Source organism: Marinobacter aromaticivorans (assembly GCF_002806975.1).
Lineage (GTDB): Bacteria > Pseudomonadota > Gammaproteobacteria > Pseudomonadales > Oleiphilaceae > Marinobacter > Marinobacter aromaticivorans.
Window position 1 is genome coordinate 21,980 of sequence record NZ_NIHD01000018.1, and the last position, 24,069, is coordinate 46,048.

General features: G+C 56.8%; 20 protein-coding genes. 14 read left to right on the forward strand and 6 right to left on the reverse strand.

Features of this window, described 5'->3' with window-relative positions:
• Nucleotides 1-80: 80 nt before the first annotated feature.
• The 4 genes from CDH48_RS17520 to CDH48_RS17540 all read right to left on the reverse strand — a co-directional run bounded on the left by CDH48_RS17520 (nucleotide 81) and on the right by CDH48_RS17540 (nucleotide 5,216).
• Entirely contained in the window at nucleotides 81-1,091 is a 1,011-nt protein-coding gene (locus CDH48_RS17520) for a site-specific integrase (RefSeq protein ID WP_100690021.1), read from the reverse strand.
• Nucleotides 1,078-2,067 carry a tyrosine-type recombinase/integrase gene (locus tag CDH48_RS17525; RefSeq protein ID WP_100690022.1) on the reverse strand — a complete coding sequence of 330 codons (990 nt, stop codon included), beginning with the start codon at nucleotides 2,065-2,067 and terminating at the stop codon, nucleotides 1,078-1,080. The genes CDH48_RS17520 and CDH48_RS17525 overlap by 14 nt, the downstream gene beginning before the upstream one ends.
• Entirely contained in the window at nucleotides 2,064-3,299 is a 1,236-nt protein-coding gene (locus CDH48_RS17530) for a site-specific integrase (RefSeq protein WP_100690023.1), read from the reverse strand. The genes CDH48_RS17525 and CDH48_RS17530 overlap by 4 nt, the downstream gene beginning before the upstream one ends.
• A gap of 912 nt (nucleotides 3,300-4,211) precedes the next feature.
• A complete protein-coding gene (locus CDH48_RS17540) occupies nucleotides 4,212-5,216 on the reverse strand; it encodes a LysR family transcriptional regulator (RefSeq protein WP_100690024.1) in 1,005 nt (334 codons plus the stop codon).
• A gap of 532 nt (nucleotides 5,217-5,748) precedes the next feature.
• Between CDH48_RS17540 and CDH48_RS17545 the strand changes: the two genes are divergently transcribed.
• From CDH48_RS17545 to CDH48_RS17590, 10 genes are all read left to right on the forward strand, one after another.
• Complete coding sequence (locus CDH48_RS17545; RefSeq protein ID WP_100690025.1) at nucleotides 5,749-6,888, forward strand: acyl-CoA dehydrogenase family protein; 1,140 nt, start codon at nucleotides 5,749-5,751, stop codon at nucleotides 6,886-6,888.
• 73 nt (nucleotides 6,889-6,961) lie between these two features.
• Nucleotides 6,962-8,407 (forward strand): 3-oxoacyl-[acyl-carrier-protein] synthase III C-terminal domain-containing protein, encoded by a 1,446-nt coding sequence (locus tag CDH48_RS17550; RefSeq protein ID WP_100690026.1) that lies wholly within the window; start codon nucleotides 6,962-6,964, stop codon nucleotides 8,405-8,407.
• 28 nt (nucleotides 8,408-8,435) lie between these two features.
• Entirely contained in the window at nucleotides 8,436-9,635 is a 1,200-nt protein-coding gene (locus tag CDH48_RS17555) for an acetyl-CoA acetyltransferase (protein ID WP_062362653.1), read from the forward strand.
• A 77-nt stretch (nucleotides 9,636-9,712) separates the two neighbouring features.
• The gene (locus CDH48_RS17560; protein WP_062362658.1) at nucleotides 9,713-11,380 is read left to right on the forward strand and encodes an acyl-CoA dehydrogenase family protein; all 1,668 of its coding nucleotides are present in this window, start codon (nucleotides 9,713-9,715) and stop codon (nucleotides 11,378-11,380) included.
• 92 nt (nucleotides 11,381-11,472) lie between these two features.
• On the forward strand, nucleotides 11,473-12,393 hold the full coding sequence (locus CDH48_RS17565) for an SDR family NAD(P)-dependent oxidoreductase (protein ID WP_100690027.1): 921 nt from the start codon (nucleotides 11,473-11,475) through the stop codon (nucleotides 12,391-12,393).
• A gap of 86 nt (nucleotides 12,394-12,479) precedes the next feature.
• A complete protein-coding gene (locus CDH48_RS17570; protein WP_062362665.1) occupies nucleotides 12,480-13,337 on the forward strand; it encodes a MaoC/PaaZ C-terminal domain-containing protein in 858 nt (285 codons plus the stop codon).
• A 68-nt stretch (nucleotides 13,338-13,405) separates the two neighbouring features.
• Nucleotides 13,406-14,632, forward strand: coding sequence for a CoA transferase (locus CDH48_RS17575; RefSeq protein ID WP_062362668.1), 1,227 nt, complete (start codon nucleotides 13,406-13,408; stop codon nucleotides 14,630-14,632).
• Nucleotides 14,633-14,665: 33 nt separating this feature from the next.
• Entirely contained in the window at nucleotides 14,666-15,826 is a 1,161-nt protein-coding gene (locus CDH48_RS17580; protein ID WP_062362671.1) for an acyl-CoA dehydrogenase family protein, read from the forward strand.
• Between the two features lie 36 nt (nucleotides 15,827-15,862).
• A complete protein-coding gene (locus CDH48_RS17585) occupies nucleotides 15,863-16,954 on the forward strand; it encodes an acyl-CoA dehydrogenase family protein (protein ID WP_062362674.1) in 1,092 nt (363 codons plus the stop codon).
• 17 nt (nucleotides 16,955-16,971) lie between these two features.
• Nucleotides 16,972-17,754 (forward strand): enoyl-CoA hydratase/isomerase family protein, encoded by a 783-nt coding sequence (locus tag CDH48_RS17590; RefSeq protein ID WP_100690029.1) that lies wholly within the window; start codon nucleotides 16,972-16,974, stop codon nucleotides 17,752-17,754.
• Between the two features lie 109 nt (nucleotides 17,755-17,863).
• Here CDH48_RS17590 and CDH48_RS17595 read toward each other — a convergent pair whose 3' ends face one another.
• Together CDH48_RS17595 and CDH48_RS17600 are read right to left on the reverse strand one after the other, a co-directional pair.
• Nucleotides 17,864-18,547: a nitroreductase gene (locus CDH48_RS17595; RefSeq protein WP_100690030.1), complete on the reverse strand. Its 684-nt coding sequence runs from the start codon at nucleotides 18,545-18,547 to the stop codon at nucleotides 17,864-17,866.
• Between the two features lie 340 nt (nucleotides 18,548-18,887).
• The gene (locus CDH48_RS17600; RefSeq protein ID WP_100690031.1) at nucleotides 18,888-19,796 is read right to left on the reverse strand and encodes a LysR family transcriptional regulator; all 909 of its coding nucleotides are present in this window, start codon (nucleotides 19,794-19,796) and stop codon (nucleotides 18,888-18,890) included.
• A gap of 163 nt (nucleotides 19,797-19,959) precedes the next feature.
• Between CDH48_RS17600 and CDH48_RS17605 the strand changes: the two genes are divergently transcribed.
• Genes CDH48_RS17605 through CDH48_RS17620 form a run of 4 tightly spaced genes read left to right on the forward strand, consistent with a single transcriptional unit; the run spans nucleotide 19,960 to nucleotide 24,050 of the window.
• The gene (locus CDH48_RS17605) at nucleotides 19,960-20,796 is read left to right on the forward strand and encodes an FAS1-like dehydratase domain-containing protein (RefSeq protein WP_100690037.1); all 837 of its coding nucleotides are present in this window, start codon (nucleotides 19,960-19,962) and stop codon (nucleotides 20,794-20,796) included.
• Nucleotides 20,797-21,960: an acyl-CoA dehydrogenase family protein gene (locus CDH48_RS17610; RefSeq protein ID WP_062363137.1), complete on the forward strand. Its 1,164-nt coding sequence runs from the start codon at nucleotides 20,797-20,799 to the stop codon at nucleotides 21,958-21,960. It begins immediately after the preceding gene.
• Between the two features lie 26 nt (nucleotides 21,961-21,986).
• Complete coding sequence (locus CDH48_RS17615; RefSeq protein WP_100690032.1) at nucleotides 21,987-23,186, forward strand: CaiB/BaiF CoA transferase family protein; 1,200 nt, start codon at nucleotides 21,987-21,989, stop codon at nucleotides 23,184-23,186.
• A 33-nt stretch (nucleotides 23,187-23,219) separates the two neighbouring features.
• On the forward strand, nucleotides 23,220-24,050 hold the full coding sequence (locus CDH48_RS17620; protein WP_062363156.1) for an HpcH/HpaI aldolase/citrate lyase family protein: 831 nt from the start codon (nucleotides 23,220-23,222) through the stop codon (nucleotides 24,048-24,050).
• The last annotated feature ends 19 nt before the right edge of the window (nucleotides 24,051-24,069 follow it).

Below are 24,069 nucleotides of genomic sequence, written 5' to 3' on the forward strand. Positions count from 1 at the left end.
ATTATGCAAAGTAAACCGTCACAGCGTAGAGAAGAAAGGAACGATCAGTGGATTTACTTCGCATAATTCCGTCAACTCAGTCAAAATCTGCTCAACCACTCAAGTAGCGCGTCATCTGTTGTCCAATCGGGTAACTCGTCGGAAATAAGTGATGGGTAGACCTGCTCAAGGGCCTTTCGCTTTAACTCGGTATCTGCCCGAGCATAGATTTCCGTCGTTGCGATATCTGTGTGACCCATGAGGTCGCGGATATAGATTAAGTTTACGCCAGACTGCAGCAGGTGCATGGCTTTCGAATGGCGTAGCGCATGTGGTGTGACGTGCTCGGGAATGTCTGTCGAGTGTCGTCGGGCTTGAGTGGCATATTTCTCCAGAATAAACGCCACCCCGGCGCGGGTCATCTTCTGTCGTCGGCGATTGAAAAACACGGGGCAGTCCTGTGTTCCGTTCCGCTCCAAGTGCCATTCGTCCAGATACCGCCCGAGTAATTTGGTGGTTGGGGACATTAACGGGACTTGGCGGGCTTTGTTCCCCTTGCCCGTCAAGGTCAGAAGTGGAGGTGGTGCTAGACGAATGTCACGGACCCGTAAATCCAGCAGTTCCTGTACCCGTGCACCGGTATCATACAGCACGGCGAGCAGGGTCGCGTCACGTCGGCCGCTTCGTGTGGCCCGGTCGGGCTGTGCTAGGAGTACTTGCAAAGCGGCCGGCGTCAGATGCGCGATCACCGGGCGGGGTGTCTTTTTCATGGGCAGGGCCAGGATCTTCTGATACAACCATAAGCCGGCCGGGTCTTCGGTTTGCAAATAGCGATAGAACGCATGGATACAGGCCAATCTTTGGTTGCGAGTGGCGATCTGGTTATGGCGCTTTGTTTCCAGCCATTCAAGAAAGCCAATAATAAGCTGGTCATCGATATCACTGAGCGACAGTCGTTCAATCGCTAAGCCTCGGACACATTGACAGTAACGGAGGAGCAGCTTGAAGGTATCGCGATAGGACTGGACTGTGTGAAGGCTGGCGTTTTTCTGGCCAGGCAAGTAGCTGGATAAGTAAGTGGTCAGTGCTTGGGCAAAATCAGTCGGTTTCATCACTGCTGCCTCCCTCGATGTCGGGCACGACATAACCAACGCTCTGCTCTACCCGAACAGTGATATCCGGATAGAGATCAGCGGTCAGCCGTAAATAGTATGCGGAATCCTGAAAGGAGTAGTGGCCCAAATAGGTTTTAAGCAAGGGCAAATAGGCCGCCAGATCCTTGCTGTCACGCACCCAGCCCTTCAGGCAGTGAACCGCGAAGGTATGCCGAAAGTCGTGCACGCGGGGACCCTTGCCCCAGCCGCCATGAGAGATCCCGGCGTGCCAGAGAAATCGACGGAAGTTTTTATAGACATTGCCCACGGAGAGCGGATGGTGATCCGCAAGCCAGAAGACGCATTCATTCGTTCCTGAAAATCGATGTACCTGCTGAAAATAGCGCAGTAGGCGCTCCTGGAGCCCCTCTGTAACAGGAACCAGACGATCCTTGTGAAACTTGGTATCCCGGATCGTCAACACGCCTGCGTCAGGATCCACGTCAGCGATCCGCAGGTGCAATATCTCGGACACCCGCAAGCCGCAACCGTACAGGAGGCGAAACAGCAGAGGCATGGTCAGGTGGCGGTAAGGCACCTCAGGGCAGTAAGCGCAGGCGTCCACTTGGCAAAAAAAAGCCCTGAGTTCCGCCGCACTGAAAATATGGGGAACATAGCGAGGCCCCTTGGGCAAGCGCCCGACAGGCGTCACATAAGCCGGCAAGCCCAGCCGTGCCATATACAGCGCCAATTGCCGGACCACCTGAATACGCCCTTTCCATGTGGCATGCGCTTCGTGCGGACGCTTTTGATTCCATCCCTCTACGAGGGATTCATCCAAGCTGGGTCTGGTCCAGTGTGAAGTGATGCAGAATTGGTCGAAATGCCGGAGTGTCCGTGCCGGCGTATCGTAGTGGAAGCCCAGCGCCCGCTTGTGCTGGAGCAGGCCTTCCATGTATTCCGCCAATGGACCCTGATAGCTTACAGTATTCATTGGCGCAGCTCCTTGTCCGGGTCAAGGGCGCATTCGCGCAGCCGCTCCACGTCGATTTTAAGATACACGGCTGTCGAATCGGTATTGGCATGGCCGAGGATGTCGGAGATGACGGCCAAGGGCGTTTGATGCTCCAGCAAGAGGCTGGCCAACGTATGCCGTAGCGAATGCATGCCGCGTTTCCTGTTAACAGGCAGTGAAATGTGCGCCAACTTACGGTACTTCTCCAGGATCTGATATAGATGATCATCGTCGGCAAAGGGCTCCAGTGGCGCAAGATGCCGTAAAAAGACATAGGATGATTCCACTTGGGGACGACCGTGCTGCAGGTAGTCAATAATTGCCCAGCCGACATCGGGTAACAGAGGAAGACTGAGCACCTGACCGGTCTTTGAAACCACGAACTCGATCCGACGTTCGCTCCAGTGCAGATCGGCCATCTGCAAGTGCTTGACATCCATGGTGCGCAAACCCAACCGTGCAACCAGCAGGATCATGGCATAGTCCCGTTTGCCCGAGGGATTGCCCCGATCAATTGCGTTCAGCACCTGGGTGACTTGTTCTGCCGTCCACGCCGACGGGATGCGCGCGTGTTTGTGCACCAAAACGCTGGGAACCTTGTCCGCCAGGTTCTGGGCATGCTGCTTCGTGGCATGGAGGTAGCGCAAAAAAGAACGTAGGGCACAACACTGCAGCTCAATCGTTTTGGCCTGATAGCCACGCCACGTCAGCGTATAGGAGGCACAATGCCCAGCGGCAATGTGGGCGCACTCCGTTACACTTTGGGACTCCAGAAAGCTGAGAAATTTCTCGGCCCCCTTACGATAGTGATCTTGGGTCACCGGAGAAAACTGTCTTTGTTGGCAGTCGGCCGTATACAAAGATAAGGTGCGCTTGAAGGCATCGGTCTGCAACAACTCCCGGTGTTTGTAGTATCGGCGCAGAATACAACCGTGTTGCTGGAAATCGCCCAGCATACGAACGACGCGCCCGACATTGATCACGCTTTGTGTCAGGCTGCCGTTTTGCTCTCGTTCCAGGAAGTTGTATCGTGATTCCAGAAAACGCAATCCCAGCTTTTCCGTGAAGCAAGCGCTATCTTCGGCTTCCAGAAACAGGCCAATCTTGTTCCATATGTTGTGATAGAAGCGGATGGTTGAGGCGGTGTAATGCAGCCGTATTAGTTCTTGTTCAAGCTCCGCTGTGAGTTCAGAAAAGGGTTGTTGATTCATCACAGTTCCTCCCAAAGGGTTTCGCGAGGCCACATGACCTCTCACTACCTGTTCTAGGAGGAATATTATGTAAAGTATATTTGTCCCTCAGGGACGCCACGCCCACGCTGTGGCAGTTAACTTTGCATAATCATTTACTGGACATAAGGCGGCTTATGTAAAGCTTTACATAAGCCGCCTTGCGGCGTGCCTACCCGTTTCGGGCTGACCAGCCCACCTTCGAGCATTCGGCTTGCAGGTAGATACCATCTGTCCTGGCGATCGGTGATGCGACAGGCCAGCAGGTCCATCAGCACACCGTGTGATTGACCCGGTCAACGAACTGAGCCAGATCCAGATCGACCACCCAGCCGTAGCCGTCGTCGATGTGCCGCTGCGTCGCCGTGACCGCCTGATGGGCACTTCGACCGGGCCAGAGCCCATAGCTGTTATCCGAGGGTCGGTTCCAGCATCGGGCTCAGCACTTGGTGAAGGGCCTGTTGGATCAGCCGATCCTGTACCGTCGGGATGCCAAACATCCGTTCACCGCCCTGCGGCTTGGGAATGCTGGCCTGGCGTACCGGCTGAGAAGGCGCGTGACCTTCACACTTATACCAGCTGCATCTACGTCCACACCTTCCGTTCAAATACTGGGTTTTACAATAATGGCCCCTTGCCCGGTGTTACCGCCTCATGCGGTTCCTGTTCGTCGGGCCAGTGCTTTGCCTGCAGCTTCCTTCAGATTCCACCTCGCGATGGACACCCTTGCGGGCCCCAAAGAGGACTGCACCCCCAAGTCATCCGGCCAGCACCATCTGAACCGGAACAACGCCCGTCAAGGCGCTACGCGCCATGCCTGGTGCACTAATAAAAATAAATATCCCGTTTTGGCATGTTTTCCTTCTGAAATCGATTTGGAAGATCGCTCGAAAGTTACTCGTTTATTCCTGTGATCTCGCCGTCTTTGCGAGCCGCCTGGCTGATTTTTTTCGGGTTAAACAATAACTTGCCTTTCCATTTACCGGCTTCGACCTGTTCTGCCACTTGCTGCATGATGATTTCTGCCAGTTTCATGGTGGCAACGGAGGCGGGAAGGTCCGTTGGGGTTACGATAGAGAGCGTTCGCTTTATTTCCGGTGACGTAATAGGAATGGCGACCACCTCGTTTCTCTGAACCATGTCATGAACCGCAGCTGAGGAGAGAATGGTATAGCCCAGACCCCGACGAACCATGTCGGTCAGCATGGGCCAGGCACTTACCTCCATGGCCAGATTAAGTGTTTTGTTGCGTTCGGCAGCTTCCTTTTCCATAGAGATTCGGAGCCCATGCTTTTCTTCAGGTATTACCAGTAGTAATTCAACCACTTCATCCAGCGTAATCTCCGAGCGTTTTGAGATACGTGTATCGGTTGGCGAGATCAGATAGAGCTGTTCTTCAATCAGAGGCCGGTAACGGAGATTCTTATGGTTGCTGTGGTTGTAGCTGATTGCTAGGTTCAGTCGGTGCTGCATTACCATCTGCTGCAAGGTGCCACTCATGGCAGATTTGACAGCCAGGTGCACCTGAGGAAATCGTTTTCGGTACTGCTCAATAATTGTGCCAGAAAAACGATGGGTGACTGTTGGGAGCAAGCCGAGTATTACCTGGCCCGTCACTTCACCGGCAACTGCCGTGACATCTGCCTGGGTTCGCTCAAGGCTTTGCAACAGGATTCGGGCCCTTTCATACAGCAGTTCTCCCGCGGCGGTGAGTACGACTCCTCTACCGTGGCGTACAAAGACCTCCACGTTCAGAGCTTCCTCAAGCATGCGAATCTGACGACTGAGTGCTGGCTGCGCTACGAACAGCTTTTCCGATGCGCGGCTGAAGCTGCCGGTGTCGGCTACCGTCAGAAAGGTGTTTAGCTGACGCAAATCTATGTTCAGGTTGAAGGGCATCGAGGGAGGCCTCTTCTATAACAATTAATTATTGGTTTGCTCTACTCTATACCATCTGTGCAAGCGAAACCTAAAGAGACTCTAATTAACTCCGAATCGCTTCTGCGAGCCCTGAGAGCTGCAGGTGCAAGGCACGGTTCGCAGCCAATGGCCGTAGCCCTTGGCAAGAGCGGCAACGCAGCAGGTGCAGCTCTCAGGGATCGCCCTTCGGGGCTTGCAGAGCGATCAACACTCTGCGTTGCGACTTTTGAAAGGCAACCAGCCTTCCTGCAAGGTCGGGCCTTGATTGTAAACCGCTCTGCAAGCCAGAGGTGATCCGGAGTTAATCAGAGGCTGCCTGGTTGGTAGTACATTCTTTTGGTATGCCCAAAAACGATGATTCATATAAAAAGTATATAATTGTTGTGGTTTTTCCTCACTGATACAGTTGATTGCATCTGGTTTTCCGCAAAGTGCGGCTTTGCCGAACCTTGAAAGAGGCGATAAAGCTTCGGGATCACCTCTGGCAAAAATCATAAGGAGGGTGAAAACTATGCAAAACCGTTCTATCTTTAGCAGTGAGCACGAGCTGTTCCGTGAAAATGCCCGCCGCTTTTTTCGAACGGAACTCGAACCTAATATCGAGCGGTGGGAGAAAGATGGCATTGTCCCAAAGTCGTTTTGGCGCAAAGCGGGTGAGAACGGTTTTTTGTGTTGTGGTGTGCCTGAGGAGTATGGCGGACCGGGTGCGGATTTCCTCTACAACATGGTGCTCTCTGAGGAGACTGGTTATGCCATCGGTGGCGCCAGCGTGGGGTTCTCTGTAAGTGCCGATATCGTTGCTTACTACCTCATGAACGCTGGTACTGAAGATCAGAAGCGGCAGTGGCTGCCGAACATGGTTACTGGTGAAACGATTGCCTCTATTGGAATGACCGAGCCGGGTGCTGGCAGTGATCTTAAGGCCATCCGCACCTCCGCCGTTCGTGATGGCGACGAGTACGTTATCAATGGCCAGAAGACCTACATTACTAACGGTCAGAATTCTGATTTTGTGCTTCTTGCATGTGTTACTGATCCTGGCAAGGGCGCTCGAGGAATTAGCATGATTATTGTCGAGACGGACCGCCCTGGTTTTGAGCGTGGTCGTAACCTGGACAAGATAGGCCAGAAGGCGGCAGACACCTCGGAAATGTTCTTCCAGGATGTGCGTGTCCCGGTTACCAACCTGGTTGGCCAGGAAGGTGAGGGGTTTGCCATGATGATGCGCGAGCTGCCCCGCGAGCGGATCACTATTGCCTGTCGTGCTCAGGCGGAAGCGCAGCGCGCCTTTGATCTGACCAATGAGTATGTTAAAGAACGCAAGATGTTCGGCCAGGCCTTGGCCGATTTCCAGAATACGCAGTTCACCCTCGCAGAAATCAAGACAAACCTGGACGTGGGTTGGGCCTTCCTCGATCAGTGCATCAAGAAGTGTTCTGACGGCACGCTGACCCCGGAAGAGGGCGCCATGGCCAAGCTGTGGACTACCGAGAACGAAGGTGTGGTGGTCGACAAGTGTCTGCAGCTGTTTGGTGGTTACGGTTACATGTGTGAGTATCCGATCTCACGCATGTTCGTCGATGCTCGGGTTCGCCGTATCTACGGTGGCGCCTCTGAAGTCATGAAGCTGGTCATCGCCCGCTCCCTGTAATTCGACTATTCATCTGGCAATCCGGCTGCCTTCGGCGGCCGGGGTCGCACAACAAGATAAGGAAGGAATTCACATGTCTGGTATTACCGCTTACGGTGCCTACATTCCCCGGACTCGCCTGCAGAAGTCTGCTATTGCTGATGCCAACGACTGGTTTGATGCCAGCCTGCGTGGCCTGGCCAAGGGCGAGCGTAGTGTCTGCAACTGGGATGAAGACACTCTCACCATGGCTGTGGAAGCTGGCCAGGACTGTTTGTCCGTTCTCGATGCTGGTTCCGTGAATACTCTGTATCTGGCTTCAACCACTCTGCCATTTCTGGATCGTCAGAACTCGGTGGTCGTAAGCCAGGCACTTAATTTGGGCGACGATCTTCGCACGATGGATGTCGCGGCTTCCCAGCGCGCCGGCACATCGGCTCTGATCGCCATGCTTGAGTCCGGATCGACCCCGGGAAATGCCCTGCTGGTGGCCTCCGAGCACCGTCGCAGCAAGTGTGGCTCTCGGGCGGAAATGCTTTGGGGCGATGGAGCTGCGGCTGTTTCGGTGGGAAATGAGGGTGTGATTGCGGACTACTTGGGTAGTGAAACTTACGTTACTGACTTTGTAGACCATTACCGTGGTGAAGATTCCACCATTGACTACGAGTGGGAAGAGCGTTGGATTCGCGAGGAAGGTTACATGAAGAGTGTTCCGCTGGTGGTATCACGGCTCCTGGATAAGGCTGGTGTGAAGCCATCCGACATTGCCCACTTTGTTCTGGCCTGCGATCAGGCCCGTACTCCTGGCGCCGTCGCCAGAAAGATTGGCATTTCCGCCGACGCGGTGATCGACAACCACATTGAGGATCTGGGCGTCACCGGCGTTGCTCATCCGATCCTGTTGCTCACGGAAGCACTGGAGAAAGCCAAAACGGGTGACCTGATCCTGTTGACTGGTTTCGGGCAGGGTGCTGACGCCGTGCTGCTGCGTGCAACTGATGCGCTCGCCGGCAAGCGTCCGGAAACGGGCTTCACTGGTGCTCTGGCTCGTCGCCGCGAGGATGCCAATTATAACAAGTTCCTGAACTTCAACAATCTCGTGGACCGTGAGGTCGGCAAGCGTGGCGAGCTGGACAAGCAGAGTTATCTGGCGGCCATGTACCGTCGCAAGGACCTGCTCACCGGATTCATCGGTGGCAAGTGCCGCAGCTGCGGCACCGTGCAGATTCCCAAGGAAAAATATTGCGTTAACCCTGAGTGTGGTGCCCTAGATAGCCAGGACGATCACCCGATGTCTGCCGTCAAGGGTCGCGTGATGACCTGGACTGCCGACCGCCTGACCTTTGACTGGAATCCGCCGGCGTACTTTGGCCTGGTGGAGTTTGAGGGTGGTGGTCGCCTGATGATGGACTTCACGGAAGTTGAGTCGGGCACCATGGATACCGGTGTTGAGGTTTCCGTGCACTTCCGTATCCGGCAGTTCGATAATCAGCGTGGCTTCCGGAAGTACTTCTGGAAGGCCACTCCGGCTCAGCAATAACTCACGCAGTGACTACAGGTGACTAACAATGGCTAGTGGAATCAAAGATAAAGCAGTGATCCTTGGAATGGGCTGCAGCAAGTTTGGTGAGCGCTGGGATGCCAGTCCTGCGGACCTGATGTCCGAAGCGTTTGAGGAGAGTCTGGCGGATGCGGGTATCGACAAGAACCAGATCGAGATGGCCTGGTTCGGTGCTGGTATCGATGCCTTCAACGTAGGCGCCAGCGCCATGCCGCTGTCCATCGCGCTGCGACTGCCCAATATTCCAGTGACCAAGGTTGAGAATATGTGTGCCACCGGTACCGAAGCCTTCCGGGGCGCGGTTTACGCCGTTGCCTCTGGTGCTTGTGATATTGCCCTGGCACTGGGTGTGGAGAAGCTCAAGGACGTGGGGTACGGCGGTCTGCCGCAGCGTACCCGGGGCGTTGAGAATGACATGTACTGGCCCAACCTTTCTGCGCCAGGCGCTTTCGCGCAGCTCGCCAGTGGTTACCGTGCCAAGCACGGTGTCGACCAGGGAGACCTGAAACGCGCCATGGCCCATGTCTCCGTGAAGAGTCATGCGAATGGGGCCAAGAACCCCAAGGCCCACCTGCAGCGCGAGATCACCGAAGAGCAGGCCATGAATGCTCCTTACATTGCTGAGCCGATCGGGCTGTTTGACTGTTGTGGTGTGAGTGACGGCGCAGCTTGTGCGATTGTCTGCACTCCAGAAATTGCCCGTGCCCTTGGAAAGGCAGACCTGGTATCTGTCAAAGCGCTGCAGCTTGCGGCCTCCAACGGTGAAGAAGCCGGCTTCAGCAAGTGGGATGGATCGTACCTGAAGACCACCCGCATCGCGGCTCAGCGGGCCTACGACGAGGCGGGTATCACCAAGCCCCGGGACGAAGTCAGTATGACCGAAGTGCATGACTGCTTCTCGATCACCGAGCTGGTCACCATGGAAGACCTGCAGCTTTCGGACGAAGGTCAAGCGGTGTGGGATGTGCTTAATGGTGATTTCGACGCCGATGGCCGCATTCCCTGCCAGATCGATGGCGGCCTGAAGTGCTTTGGCCACCCAATTGGCGCTTCAGGTCTCCGGATGATCTACGAGAACTATCTGCAGTTCCATGGCCGCGCCGGGGACCGTCAGCTGAAGGATCCGAGGTTGGCACTGAACCACAACCTGGGCGGTTTCCCGCACCAGAATATTTGCAGTATCTCGATCATCGGTCGCTACGAGTAAGGTGGTTCAGCCGGGACAGTCCAGAGTTGGCTGTCCCGGGTAGTTTGCCCTAATACATTGAGTCAGGAAGGTTTCGCATGAGTGTCGGTGAACGAGCCGTAGCCCTGGGACTTGCAGACAGCAGTATCAACACAGTTGATCAGTTTGTCCGTCGTGGACTGAAGAATCTCAAAACCTTCAGTATCGTCGATGGCAAGCTTGATGGCGACTTGCTGGATAAGCATCAATTGAGTTGTTACGAATTGGCCTTCTGCACAGCTGAACTGGCCGCGGCAAGGGAGGTCTGCGTTTACGCCCGAAAAGTCGGCGATGACGATAGCCTTGCCACGGACGCTGCACTTGGCTTTAGCTCAGAAGCCGTCACCTCGGCACTCCAGCGTTTGCTGGCCCGTGCCACAGATCTGGGTCTGGATGTTGTGGAACTGTCTGCCCTGTTTGACGACAGTGCCATCAGCGTCCTGCGTGCCCAGTACGGCAGCGCGGAGTTTCTGGCTGGCATCGGCTCGGCTGTAGCCGACCGTGGTAGCAGTCGCCTGCCTACCCTGCTCAGTGACGACAAGGAAATGGTTCGCGACATGTTTGCTCGCTTCGGTGCCGATGTTGTCGACCCGCTTGCGGAGAAGATACACCGCCACGATCTGGATATCCCGGATGAAATCCTAAAGCAGGCGGCGGAGCTGGGATGTTTCGGAATCAGTATTCCGGAGCGCTTTGGTGGCCTGCAACCGGATGATCGAGACGACAGCCTGGGCATGATCGTGGTGACCGAAGAACTCTCCAAGGCGTCATTGGGCGCCGCAGGTTCATTGATTACCCGTCCGGAAATCGCGGCCAAGGCGTTGTTGCAGGGGGGCACTGTTGCCCAGCAGGAAACCTGGCTGCCGCAGATCGCCTCCGGCGAGAAGTTGTGCGCCATTGCAATTACCGAACCGAACTTCGGGTCGGACGTGGCATCACTGGGGTTGAAAGCGACTCCAGTCGAAGGCGGCTGGGTGCTTAACGGCAGCAAGACGTGGTGCACGTTCGCTGGCAAGGCCAGCCTGCTGTTGGCAATGGCCCGTACCGAAAAGGACCCTGCACTGGGACATAAAGGGCTGAGTCTGTTTCTGGTCGAGAAACCGGCTGCCACGGGTCATGAGTTCCGTCATCAGCAACCCGAGGGCGGGGTGATTCAGGGCAAGGCAATTGCCACCCTGGGCTACCGTGGCATGCATTCCTATGACGTGTTTTTCGAGGACTACTTTGTGCCCGCCGATTGCCTGATTGGAGAGGAGAACGGCCGTGGCAAGGGTTTCTATTTCACCATGGCAGGTTTTGCGGGTGGTCGTATCCAGACTGCGGCCCGGGCCACGGGTGTCATGCAGGCGGCCTTCGAGAAGGCGTTGAGCTACTCCCGTGAGCGCAAAGTCTTTGGCAACCCGGTCGGTGACTACCAGCTTACCCAGGTGAAGCTTGGCCGCATCATGGCCACGCTGACCGCATCCCGACAGTTCAGCTATGCCGTTGCACGGATGATGGACGAGGGCGCCGGCCAGATGGAAGCGAGCCTGGTCAAGCTGTTCAGTTGTCGCGCAGCGGAGTGGGTAACCCGCGAAGCCATGCAGATTCATGGCGGTATGGGGTATGCCGAAGAAACTGCAGTGAGTCGTTATTTCGTCGATGCCCGTGTGCTGTCGATTTTCGAAGGTGCCGAGGAAACCCTGGCACTCAAAGTGATTGCAAGAAACCTGGTGGCCAATGCCTGAACGGTGGTCACGCCAGAATCGAATGAACGGCAGTTCTGGACTGCCAAAAGCCAGACAGAGAGCGGACAACAAGAGACCTGTAGGAGGGTGTCATGAGCGATAAAAAACTGCTGGCAGGCAAGGTCATCATAGTTACCGGTGCCGGTCGTGGTATCGGCCGTGCCACCGCACTGATGCTGGCAGAAAGTGGCGCCAGGGTTGTGGTTAACGACATTGGTGGCAGCGCAGACGGCTCTGGCACTGATGCCACCCCCGCACAGGAAGTGGTCGATGAGATCAAGGCGGCTGGGGGCGATGCGGTCGCCAGCTTTGACAGCGTGACTTCCTGGGAAGGCGGTCAGAAGATCGTGCAGTCTGCCATTGATCATTTCGGCCGCATCGATGGTGTCATCAACAACGCGGGTAATCTGCGTGATGTGATCTTCCACAAAATGACCGAGGAAGATTTTGACGCAGTACTGGCAGTGCACCTGAAAGGTACTTTCAATGTCAGCCGTGCTGCAGCTCCCATCTTCCGGGAGCAGGGCAGCGGCACCTTTGTCAACATGACCTCCACTTCCGGCCTGATTGGTAACTTCGGCCAGGCCAACTACGCGGCGGCAAAGATGGGTATCGTTGGTCTGTCCAAGTCCATGGCCCTGGATATGCAGCGCTTCGGAGTAACCTCCAACTGCATCGCACCATTCGCCTGGAGCCGGCTGATCGGCAGCATTCCTACTGACAGTGAGGAACAGAAAGCCCGGGTTGCAAAGATCCAGAAGATGACCCCGGACAAAATAGCCACCCTGGCGGTGTCCCTGTGCAGCGACCAGGCAAAGAACGTTAGCGGGCAGATCTTCGGCGTGCGTAACAACGAAATCTTCCTGTTCAGCCAGCCGCGTCCGTTCCGTTCTGCCCACACATCCGAGGGCTGGACTCCGGAGACGGTACTGAGCCGCGTACTGCCGGCCTTCGAAGCGGACTTCTATCCGCTGAGCCGCTCTGCAGACGTATTCAGCTGGGACCCGTTCTGATCCCGCTCTGACACTGCAGAATTGATCCGGCCCTGCAGGGCCGGACACCTGTACCGCCCGGACAGTCACAATAAAGGAGCGCCCCGGTGGCCATCGATTACGATAAGCTGATGAATCGCAAGTTCGAGCGTCTCGAACACACCTACACCGAAAAGGACACCATCCTTTACGCGCTTGGTGTGGGCATGGGTATCGATCCCCTCGATGAAGACTGCCTGAAATTCGTCTACGAAGATGGCCTGAAGGCGATGCCCAGCATGGCCAACGTACTGGCCTATCCCGGTTTCTGGGCGAAGGAGCCGGATACCGGGATCGACTGGGTGAAGATTCTGCATGCCGGCCAGGAAATGATCATGCACAAACCGCTGCCCGTATCCGGCACGGTTGAAGCTACCACTAAAATCAACGAAATCATTGACAAGGGTGAGGGCAAAGGGGCGCTGATTCTGTCTGAGCGTACCGTCAGGGACACTGCAACGGGTGAAGACCTCTGTACCCTGATCACCACCACCATGGCCCGGGGCGACGGGGGCTTTGGTGGCCCTTCAGTTGCGTCTCCGAAGCCGGACCCCATTCCGGAGCGTGAGCCGGATCTGGTCTGCGACCTCCCGACCTTGCCCATGTCGGCACTGATCTACCGACTTTCCGGCGACTATAACCCGCTGCACGCCTCCCCGGCAGTGGCGCGAGCCGCCGGGTTCAAAGCTCCGATTCTGCACGGGCTGTGCACTTTCGGTGTGGCCACGCACGCCATTCTGAAAACACAATGTGATTACGATCCGGCCCGCTTACAGCGGATTCGTTTGCGGTTCTCCGCGCCTGTATATCCGGGTGAGACCATTCGCACGGAAATCTGGCGTAATGGTAATGAAGTGGCATTCCGTTGCCGGGTGACCGGGCGCGACCTGGTGGTGGTCAATAACGGTTACGCTGAGGTCAGCTGATGATTTGTCCGGTCGCCAGGAAAGTGGCCCGGTGACTGCAATTTTTCTACAGCCAGGATTCAAGCTTCATGCAGAATATTCTTTCAGGCCTTCGAGTCGTTGAGGGAAGTGCTTTTGTGGCCGCGCCTTCCGGTGGGATGACGCTGGCGCAACTGGGTGCGGACGTTATTCGTTTTGACCCCATCGGTGGCGGCATCGATTACCGGCGCTGGCCGGTGACCGCGGATAACAAGAGCCTGTACTGGCACAGCCTTAACAAGGGCAAACGCTCCATTGCTGTGGACTTCCGGCGGCCTGAAGGCCAGGAACTGCTGACACGGCTGATTACCCAGCCGGGGGACGAGGCCGGACTGTTCCTGACCAATTTCCCGGCCAGGGGGTGGATGGCTTACGAACGCTTGAAGGAGTACCGGGAAGACCTGATTTATCTGAATCTTGTGGGGGACCGTCACGGTCGCGGGGCACTTGATTATACGGTTAACTGTAAGGTGGGTTTCCCGTCACTGACCGGCAACGGTAAGAGTGGGAAGATTCCTCCGCTGAACAATCCGTTGCCCGCCTGGGATGTGATCACGGGGCAACAGATCGCCCTGGGGCTGCTGGCGGCTGAGCGTCATCGTAGCCGGACCGGGCAAGGGCAACTGGTGCGGATAGCGCTGGCGGATGTTGCACTGGCCACTCTCGGTAACCTCGGTTATATCGCCGAGGTGATGATCAATGACGAGGAGAGGGAAGCGATCGGCAATAACATCTTCGGCACCTACGGTCATGACTTTGAGTGCCAGGATGGTGAGCGCGTGATGGTTGTCGGTGTGAGTCCGAACCAGTGGCGGGCGCTGGTAGACGTGACAGGTACCGGGCCAGAGATTGCGGCCTTGGAGCAGCGCCTGAGCCTCGACTTCCGAAAAGAGGGCGACCGTTACAAAGGCCGGGATGGTATCACTGACATATTCCGCCCCTGGTTTGCCGCTCGCCGGTTCGAGCAGGTGGCCACGGAACTGGACAATGCCGGTGCCTGCTGGGGTAAGTATCAGACTGTCCGGGAAGTTGTTGAGAAGGATATCGACTGCTCCGTGGATAACCCATTGTTCCAGATGGTCGGGCAGCCCGGAATCGGGGAATACCTGATGCCTGGCCATCCATTGCGCTTTACCTCCGTGGACCGGGATTCGGTACGGCCCGCGCCAGAACTTGGTGAACACACCGAGGAAATCCTGGCAGACACTCTCGGCCTGTCTTCAGGCGAGATAGCCCGGCTTTTCGATGAGAAAATCGTGGCCAGTTCAAACAAATGATAATCAGGCTAACCATTTAAAAGGGGGCTCATTGTGGAAAGTGTCCGGTTCAGTTTTCCTGCTCCTGAAATCGATGAAAGTGTCGATGAGCTTCGTAAGGAAGTGCGCGCTTTTCTGAAGGAGGAAGTTCGCAGTGGTGGCTTTATTCCGGTTACAGACTGCTGGTGTGCCGGTGTAGACCCGGACTTCAGTCGGAAGCTGGGCCAGAAGGGCTGGATCGGAGTTACGTGGCCCCGGCAGTATGGCGGGCGTGACCTGAGCGCTCTCCATCGCTATGCGATCACCGAAGAGCTGTTAGTGGCAGGCGCTCCCGTGCACGCTCACTGGATTGCAGATCGCCAGAGCGGGCCGCTTATTCTGGCGAAAGGTACAGAAGACATGAAACGCAACATTTTACCGCAGATTGCTGCCGGAAAATGTTTTATAGCGCTTGGCCTCAGTGAACCGGAATCCGGCTCCGACCTTGCGTCCGTGCGTACCCGTGCCGCCAGAGTAGAGGGTGGATGGGAAATCACGGGCACCAAGTTGTGGTCATCGGGGGCCCGGCACTGTCAATACATGACGGTACTGGCTCGCACCGGTGAGCGCGACCCGGACAAGCGCCATGCAGGCCTGACGCAGTTTCTCGTCCCGCTGGATTCGCCGGGGGTGACGGTGCGGGGAATTCGTGACATGAGCGGGGTCGAGCATTTCAACGAGACTCACTTCGAAAGTGCCTTCGTCCCGGACGATGCCGTACTGGGCGCGGTTGGCGAAGGCTGGAAGCAGGTCACGAGCGAACTTGCGCTGGAGCGTTCGGGACCGGAGCGTTTTCTGAGCACCTTTATTGTACTGGAAAAGGCGATGCAGCATAGCGCTGCCGGAATGAACGGACACCAGGCTGCAGTTTTCGGCAGCATTCTCGCCCGCATCCGTGCATTGCGCGCTATGTCCCTCGGTGTCGCGGCACTACTCGACCAGGGACATTCCCCGGAAATAGAGGCGGCACTGGTCAAGGACCTGGGCACCCGGCTGGAGCAGGACATTATCGAGCGCCTTCGGGAGTTTTGGCCGATACAGATGAAACAGGGCTATGGTGACGAGTTCCAGTCCCTGATGTCGGATAGCCTGCTGCGCCAGCCCTCCTTTACCCTGCGGGGGGGCACCAACGAGGTACTCCGGGGCATCATCGCCCGAGGTGTGGGACTGAACTGATTGCGTGGCCCAAAGGGAGTCATCACCGGAGGCGATATGGAACAGACAGATCAGCTTATTCTTGATACCGCCCATCGCCTGTTTGCGGATCAGTGCGACGCAGAGACTGTTAATCGCGCGGAAAATTGCGAAACACCCGATCGGCTGTGGCAGGCCATTTTTGAGTCAGGTCTGACCCTGGCCTGGGTACCAGAGGCCGCCGGTGGTGTTGGTGGTTCGTTGGCTCTTGGCTTCAACCTGATCCGCCAGGCCGCCAGCTTTGCCTTGCCGGTGCCACTGGCTGATACCCTGGTAGCCAACCTGTTGCTGGCAAAAAGCGGGCTTTCGGTCAGCGCCGGCTGCTGGGCAGCAATGGCTTTCGATGGGCATGAGGTGCCGTCTTTGTTACAGGGGGAAGTCAGCGGGGTGGTGGAGGCAGCCTCCGGTGCCCCGGGAGCCACGGTGGTTGTAGTGCCGGTACTGGAAAAGGAAGTGGTCAGGATCGCCACCTTTGCCCCTTCTGCGATCGACATGGAGCATCATGAAAGCCTCGCCGGTGAGGCGAGATCCCGGATTATTTTCGATTCGGCAATTCCGAGCCAGCTGTCCGCACCTGTTGATGGCATGACGGTGGATGGTCTGAAGCAGTTCTGTGCTTTGGTCCGTGCCTGCCAGATTGCCGGGGCACTGGAAAAGATTACGGATTTGACGGTGGGCTATGTCAGGGAGCGTCACCAGTTTGGCCGCCCCCTGGGCAAGTTTCAGGCTATTCAGCACAAGATAGCCGATATTGTCGGGGAGAGTGCCCTGACCGGTGCGGCGGTGGAGCAGGCTGTGCGGAAACTATCCGCTCACCCTGTTCCGTTCAGCGGGGATTCCGATATGCTGCTGCCGTTGGCAACTGCCAAGATAGTGGCTTCCGAGGCGGCAGGCAGGGTAACCCGGAATGCGCATCAGGCGCATGGTGCCATGGGGTTCAGCTTTGAATACCCGCTGCAGCAATACAGCCGGAGAGTCTGGAGCTGGCGAGAGGAGTTTGGCCCGGAATTTTACTGGTCCGGGCGTCTGGGAATGGCGGTTGCCTCCGGGATCAGCTCCCATGGCAGCAACCACGGCGATGGCGGTACCTGGGATCTTGTGTCCCAATAACATGATCGGGAGAGACCATGAAAACCTTTGAGGATGTGATTGTTGAGTGGCATGAGCATGTAGCGCTTGTGGAGATTTGCCGTCCGCCGCTGAACTTTTTTAATGTAACGCTGATTGAGCATCTCGCTGAGACTTTTGAGACTCTGGACCAAAAGGATCATTGCCGTGCCATTGTGTTGGCTGCGAGAGGTAAGGCTTTCTGTGCGGGTGCGGATTTTTCTTCCAGCGGGGGTGACCTGTTCAAGCCTGAAAGCGATAACAGCGCGATCACTCTGTATAGGGCCGCTGCGAGATTGTTCCATTGTCGAAAACCGGTGGTGGGTGCTATTCAAGGTGCAGCCATCGGTGGAGGCCTGGGGTTGTCACTGGTACCGGATTTCCGGATCGTCTGCCCCGAAACACGCTTTGCCGCCAACTTTGTCCAGCTTGGTATCCATCCGGGGTTTGGAATCAGCCTGGCCCTTCCGCGGCTTATCGGCCAGCAGCAGGCGCAGTTAATGCTGCTCACCGGTCGGCGGATCAAAGGCGAGGAAGCTCTGGAGTATGGCCTTGGTGACAAGCTGGTCCCGTCGGACAGGGTTCGTGACGAGGCGATAGCGCTAGCCACCGAAATTGCCCGGTGTGCGCCCCTGGCGGTGGAGTCGACCCGGGCGACGCTGCGTCAGGGTCTGGCGGAAGAGTTGCAGGCCAGGCTTGAGCACGAATTCGCCGAACAGGCGTGGTTGGCTGAAACGGCTGACCACAGAGAGGGCCTGGCGGCGGTCAGAGAGCGGCGTCCGGGGCAGTTTTCCCGGTCCTGAAGAATTGGTGATGCCCGGAGCACGGTCCCAAAACAGCCTGCTTGTTGGTTTTCCCAGAAATAGCCCGGCGGGGGCCGGGTCCTGCAGTGGCGGGCTATGCAGCAGCTTGTCAGCCCCGGAAAACGACCGAGTTGGCCAGCGGCTCGCGCACGGTCCGCGTACGATTGGCATCCACGTCGGGGTCTTCATAACCAAAACTGATACCCAGCAGAATGCCGGTGCTGTCGTCGAGCCCGAACGCTTCCCGCACCAGATCCGGATAGGTTCGCATGCTGCCCATGGCGCAGCTGCTGATGCCAAAGGCATGCATGGTCAGCATGAGGGTCTGGGCATAGATGCCCACGTCCAGCGAGATGGTTGCACCGAAGTTGCGATCCATGCCCAGGAAGGCGATGTGCGGGGCATCGAACAGCTCGAAATTGCGGCGGACGGCCCGGAGTCTGCCGGGTTTGTCATTCCGGGCAATCCCCATCTCGTTATAAAGCGCGACCGCACAATCCACTTGACGTTGGCGGTATTCTCCCTCGAAGGTAGATACGTAGGAAAAATCCGGTTGGCCTGCCACGCCCTGGTCCAGCCGTTCCAGGAACTGGTCCCGCAGCCGGTCTTTCACCTCGCCGGAGGCAACATACACCTTCCACGGCTGAGTGTTGCAGTTTGAAGGTGCCTGCTGGGCTATTTCAAATACCTGTTCAAGCGTCCCGGCAGGTACCGGATCGGGCAGATAACCTCTGACTGAGCGCCGAGAGGTGATGGCATCGATCACAGGCACACTGGGTTTGGTTATGACCATAAAGTTCTCCGGGGTGCTCTTGAAGTCGTTATTACAGTGACGATAACAATTTAAGAACTGCGTGGGAAAAGCATATTTTCTATTAAAAGTATGCCGGAAATGTATTTCTTATTCGCCAAGAGTTGCAGAGCAGATAATCTGAATCCAAGCGCACTGAGTGAGGCTGAAGCGCGGACTCTTTACCTGACGAACAGAACTCTAGAGGTGCCATCATGCAACAACGACGAGCAGCTATTGTTACTCCGGTGCGCACCGGTGTGGGAGCATTTGGCAAGGGACTAAGACAGGTTTCGGTTGAAGACTTGATTGCTACGGTGTAGACGGTGTACTTCCCTGATGATCAGTCTGGGGTCGTCAGGCTGATCTGCGAACGTATTTCCTCCACCAGCTCCTTACCACATCTGGGCAAGGCATCCAGTTCGCGGACGATCAGGCTGCGCTCCCGTTCCGCCCAGTCGTCTTCCAGGTAGATGGTTACGATGTCGAGAAAATCGGTATAGCGGCGGGCGATGGAGCGGGGCAGGATGCCGATTCCGACACCGCGGCTGACCATCCGGCAGGCCGACTCGAAGCCGAACACCTGGATCCGCATCTGCAGGGTCGAGCCGGTTTCGCTGGCCTGGTCCTTGAGGAAATCGAACAGGGTGCTGCCTTCTCGCAAACCGATATGGGGGTATTCCAGGGTTTCCCGGAAGGAGAGGGTCTGGCGTGTAGCCAGCTCGTGGCCTTTCGGGGCGACCACCACCAGTCGGTCAACGCTGAATGGAATGATCTCGAGCTTTTTGTTCGCGTTCACCGGGCCGGCGACAACGCCGAGGTCGGTTGAGCCGTCCACCACCCCGCGAATGATGTCGTGGGTCAGCCGTTCCTGCAGGTCAATGGTCACACCCGGGCGGTTGACCAGAAAACGGGCCAGCACGTCCGGCATGAAGTCACTCACCGCCGTGGTGTTGGCGAAGATGCGTAAATGGCCTGATTTCCCTTCCGCATACCGGGAAAACTCATCCCTGATGTAATCCACCTGGCGCATGATGGCGCGGGCATGGACCAGCAGATCATGGCCGGCAGGGGTCAGTTCAACGCCCTGACTGTCCCGGTAGAACAGTCGGCTGCCAAGCTGTCCTTCCAAAGATTTGATTCGCATGCTGGCCGCCGCGGTGGAAAGGCTTACTCGACGAGCACCACCGGTCAGGCTATTGGCTTCGGCAACATGAATAAACAGGCGAAGATCAGGAATGTCAAAGTGCATGGTTTGGATAGTCAGCAGGCTAACAAAGAGACGCTCAGTCTAAACCATGGGGGTGTTCATGGAAACCAAACGCACCCTTGTGGAAAAACGAATTCTCTTCAGTCTTATATACCGGCATTCTTACTATTGTTCAAAAACCAGAATAAAGATTGATAGAGGATCCATGATGTCGCGCTCTCCCGAAGACTGGATTGGCAAGAAGGAGTCCTGCCGGGATCGCCTTGATCCCTCGCATGCGGGTCGTATTGCGGCGATGTTGGACCGCCCTTTGTCTCAGGAAGGTGATATCCTTGAGCCATTATGGCACTGGGCGTTTTTCCAGATTCCGGTACCACCTTCCGAGACAGGGCCGGATGGTCATATTGCTCCGGGCGGCTTTCTGCCGAAATCTGAGGGTAATACCCGGATGTGGGCCGGTGGCCGCGTTCAGTTCCATCAGCCACTGATCATCGGTCAGCCGGCGCAGCGCGAGTCCCGCATCAAGGCGGTCAATGAAAAAAATGGTCGCTCCGGCAAGTTGCTGTTCGTCACGGTGGAGCATGAGTACCGCCAGAATGGTGAGCTGTGCTTGAGCGAGGAGCAGGATATTGTCTATAAGGCGCCGGCAGCGCCTAGGCTGTCGCTGGACAAGCCGGTTGCTGAAGCCCAGTGGAGTCAGCCGGTAAAGCCATCTCCGTTGTTGTTGTTCCGCTATTCCGCAGTCACCTTCAATGGCCACCGGATCCATTACGATCACCCCTATACCACCAGGGAAGAGGGCTATCTGGACCTGGTTGTCCATGGCCCACTAATTGCGACGCTAATGGTACAGGCCTTTGTCGATTCTAATCCGGATCTGCGGCCAGTGCGCCTCTCATATAGAGGGTTGCGGCCCTTAACCGTTAACAAATCGTTCCGGGTTGAAGGGCGACTGGCCGATGAAGGCAAGGCACTACTCTGGGCCGCTAACGAAGACGGCCCGGGTCACGAAGCAGAACTTGAATTCGAGGAGAAGAGGTAGATGAATAGTCCATCCCTGCAGAAGTATGAGGATATTCGTGAGGGTGTCCGTGGCCTGTGTGCCGAGTTCGATGCGGCCTATTGGCGTGGCGTGGATGAGCGCAAAGCCTTTCCTGAGGAGTTTGTTGAGGCAATGACTCGGGCAGGCTGGTTGGCCGCGATGATTCCCGAGGAATATGGAGGGTCCGGTCTTGGTGTGTCTGAGGCTTCAGTCATTCTGGAAGAGATCAATCTGGCTGGCGGCAACTCCGGTACAGTCCATGGTCAGATGTACAACATGTTTACGCTGCTGCGTCACGGTAGCGAGGCACAAAAGCAGGAGTATCTGCCAAGAATTGCGGCGGGCGAATTGCGTCTGCAGTCCATGGGGGTAACAGAGCCGACCACCGGTACTGATACCACCAAAATAAAGACTACAGCAGTGCGTCAGGGCGACAAGTACGTGGTGAATGGCCAGAAAGTCTGGATCTCCCGCATCCAGCATTCTGACCTGATGATCCTGCTGGCCCGCACCACACCGCTGGCAGAGGTTCAGCGTAAGGCCGATGGCATGTCGATCTTTATTGTGGATCTGCATGATGCTATCGGTAATGGGCTGACGGTTCAGCCGATTGCCAACATGGTGAACCACGAAACCAATGAGCTGTTCTTCGATAACCTGGAAATCCCTGCCGAGAACCTGATTGGAGAGGAAGGTAAAGGCTTTCGTTATATTCTGGATGGCCTCAATGCCGAACGTGCACTGATTGCCGCCGAGTGCATCGGTGACGGTCGCTGGTTCATTGACAAGGCGCGCAAGTACGCCAGTGAACGGGAGGTGTTCGGCCGACCAATCGGCAAGAATCAGGGCATTCAGTTCCCCATCGCCAAGGCCCACATCAATGTCGAGGCGGCCGATCTGATGCGCTGGCGTGCCTGTGAGGAATACGACAGTGGCCGCAACGCCGGTGCCAGCGCCAATATGGCCAAGTATCTCGCGGCGGAGGCATCCTGGGAAGCTGCTAACGTGTGTTTGCAGACTCATGGCGGGTTTGGTTTCGCCAATGAATACGATGTGGAGCGGAAGTTCCGGGAAACCCGTCTGTACCAGGTGGCGCCCATTTCCACTAACCTGATCCTGTCCTACGTGGCCGAGCATCTGCTGGAGCTGCCCCGGTCGTTCTGACATCTGACAGCTCTGGGAACCTTGCTGTGACAGAAAAAAATGATAAACCCCTTCCGTTGAAAGGGGTAACGGTCATTGCGCTGGAGCAGGCTATTGCCGCGCCTTTGTGTACCCGCCAGTTGGCGGAGCAGGGTGCGCGGGTGATCAAGGTTGAGCGTCCTGGCACTGGTGATTTCGCCCGGGCTTACGATGACCGGGTCAACGGACTGTCCTCCCATTTTGTGTGGGTGAACCGCTCCAAGGAAAGCCTGACACTGAACCTGAAAAGCGCAGCGGCTCAGGAAATTCTTCACCGGTTGCTGGCTGAAGCCGACATCCTGGTGCAAAACCTCGCGCCCGGCGCCACTGCTCGTATGGGGCTGTCATTTGAACAGCTGCACCAACAATACCCCCAGCTGATTGTCTGCGACATTTCCGGTTATGGTGAGGGTGGCCCCTATCAGGACAAGAAGGCCTATGACTTGCTGATCCAGAGCGAGAGCGGCTTCCTCTCAGTAACCGGAACGCCGGATGCCGGTGGCATGGTGAAAGCGGGTTGCTCGGTGGCGGACATTGCTGCCGGGATGTATGCCAGCAACGCCATTCTGTCGGCGTTGTTACTGCGCGCGCGGACGGAAGAAGGAGCTCACATTGACGTTTCCATGCTGGAGAGTCTGGTGGAGTGGATGGGCTACCCCCTGTATTACAGTTATGATGGGGCACAACCCCCGGCGAGAGCGGGTGCTTCCCATGCCACCATTTACCCCTACGGCTCGTTTCCAGTCGGGGATGGCAAAACGGTGATGTTGGGGTTGCAGAACGACCGCGAGTGGCGGGCGTTCTGTGAACAGGTGCTGAAATACCCGGAGCTGGCGCAGGACCCGCGTTACCGCGATAACCCCCGACGGTCGGAAAACCGGGAGGAGCTTGCCGCACGTATCGCCGAAGTCTTTGCGGGAATGACGCTGGAGGAGGTGATCTGCCGTCTGGATAAGGCGGGTATTGCCAATGCTGTAGTCAACGACATGGCCCATGTCTGGCACCATCCGCAGCTGACGGCCCGAGATCGTTGGCTCGATGTGGCAACTCCGGTGGGGTCGATACCTGCACTGAAGGCCCCTGGACTCTATTTTCCGGAAGCGGTCTCCGGCGTGCCAGCCGTCGGCGAGCACAAGGCCGCCATTCTCCAGCAGCTTGGCTACTCTCCCGACCGAATCGACCAATTTGAACGTGATGGCGTGATCTGACGCCAACGCAACACTGAAAACAGGAACCTGACCATGATAGGCAGAGATTTGAAAACCATGCTCTTCGTGCCGGCCTCCCGACCGGAGCGCATCCCCAAGGCGATCGCAAGCGATGCCGGTGCGGTCATTGTGGACCTGGAGGACGCGGTTCCTGCGGCTGCCAAGGACTCCGCGCGCGACTCTCTGGATGCGTTCCTTCGTGGCCACGATGGGGCACTGATCTTCGTGCGTATCAATGCCCGGGGCACTGCGGGCTTCGAGGCGGATCTGGCACTGTGTGCACGCCACGCCAATGTCGTCGGCATTATGTTGCCAAAGGCCGAATCAGCGGAGGATGTCCGGGTTGTCGCTGGGGCCGGGAAGAGCATCATCCCTCTGATCGAATCAGCACGTGGTCTGGTTGCCCTCAACGAAATCGCCGCGGTGCCAGAGGTTGAGCGACTGAGCTACGGTGGTCTGGACCTCAGCGATGACCTCGGCCTCGAAGTTAATACCGGCGCCGCAGAGATGGTTATGGATCAGTGCCGTTATCAGCTGCTGGTCAGTTCCCGCGCAGCTGGATTGCTGGCACCCATTGACACTGTTTTCCCGGTTTTCGATGACGAGGAAGCAGTGCTCTCCCGTGCGCGCCGGGCCCGTAATATGGGGTTTGGCGGCATGCTGTGCATCCACCCCCAGCAGATTGCTCCGGTGCAAGCCGGATTTTCGCCGGACCCCGATCAGGTTGAATGGGCCCGCAAGGTCATGGAGGTCGCCCGATCTGGTGGCGGGGCGTTCAAGGTAGATGGCCAGATGGTCGATGCCCCGGTCATTGCAATGGCTAGAACCATCCTCGAACGAGCTGAATGGGGTTTCGACAAATAACCGGACCCCGACAAGCCGG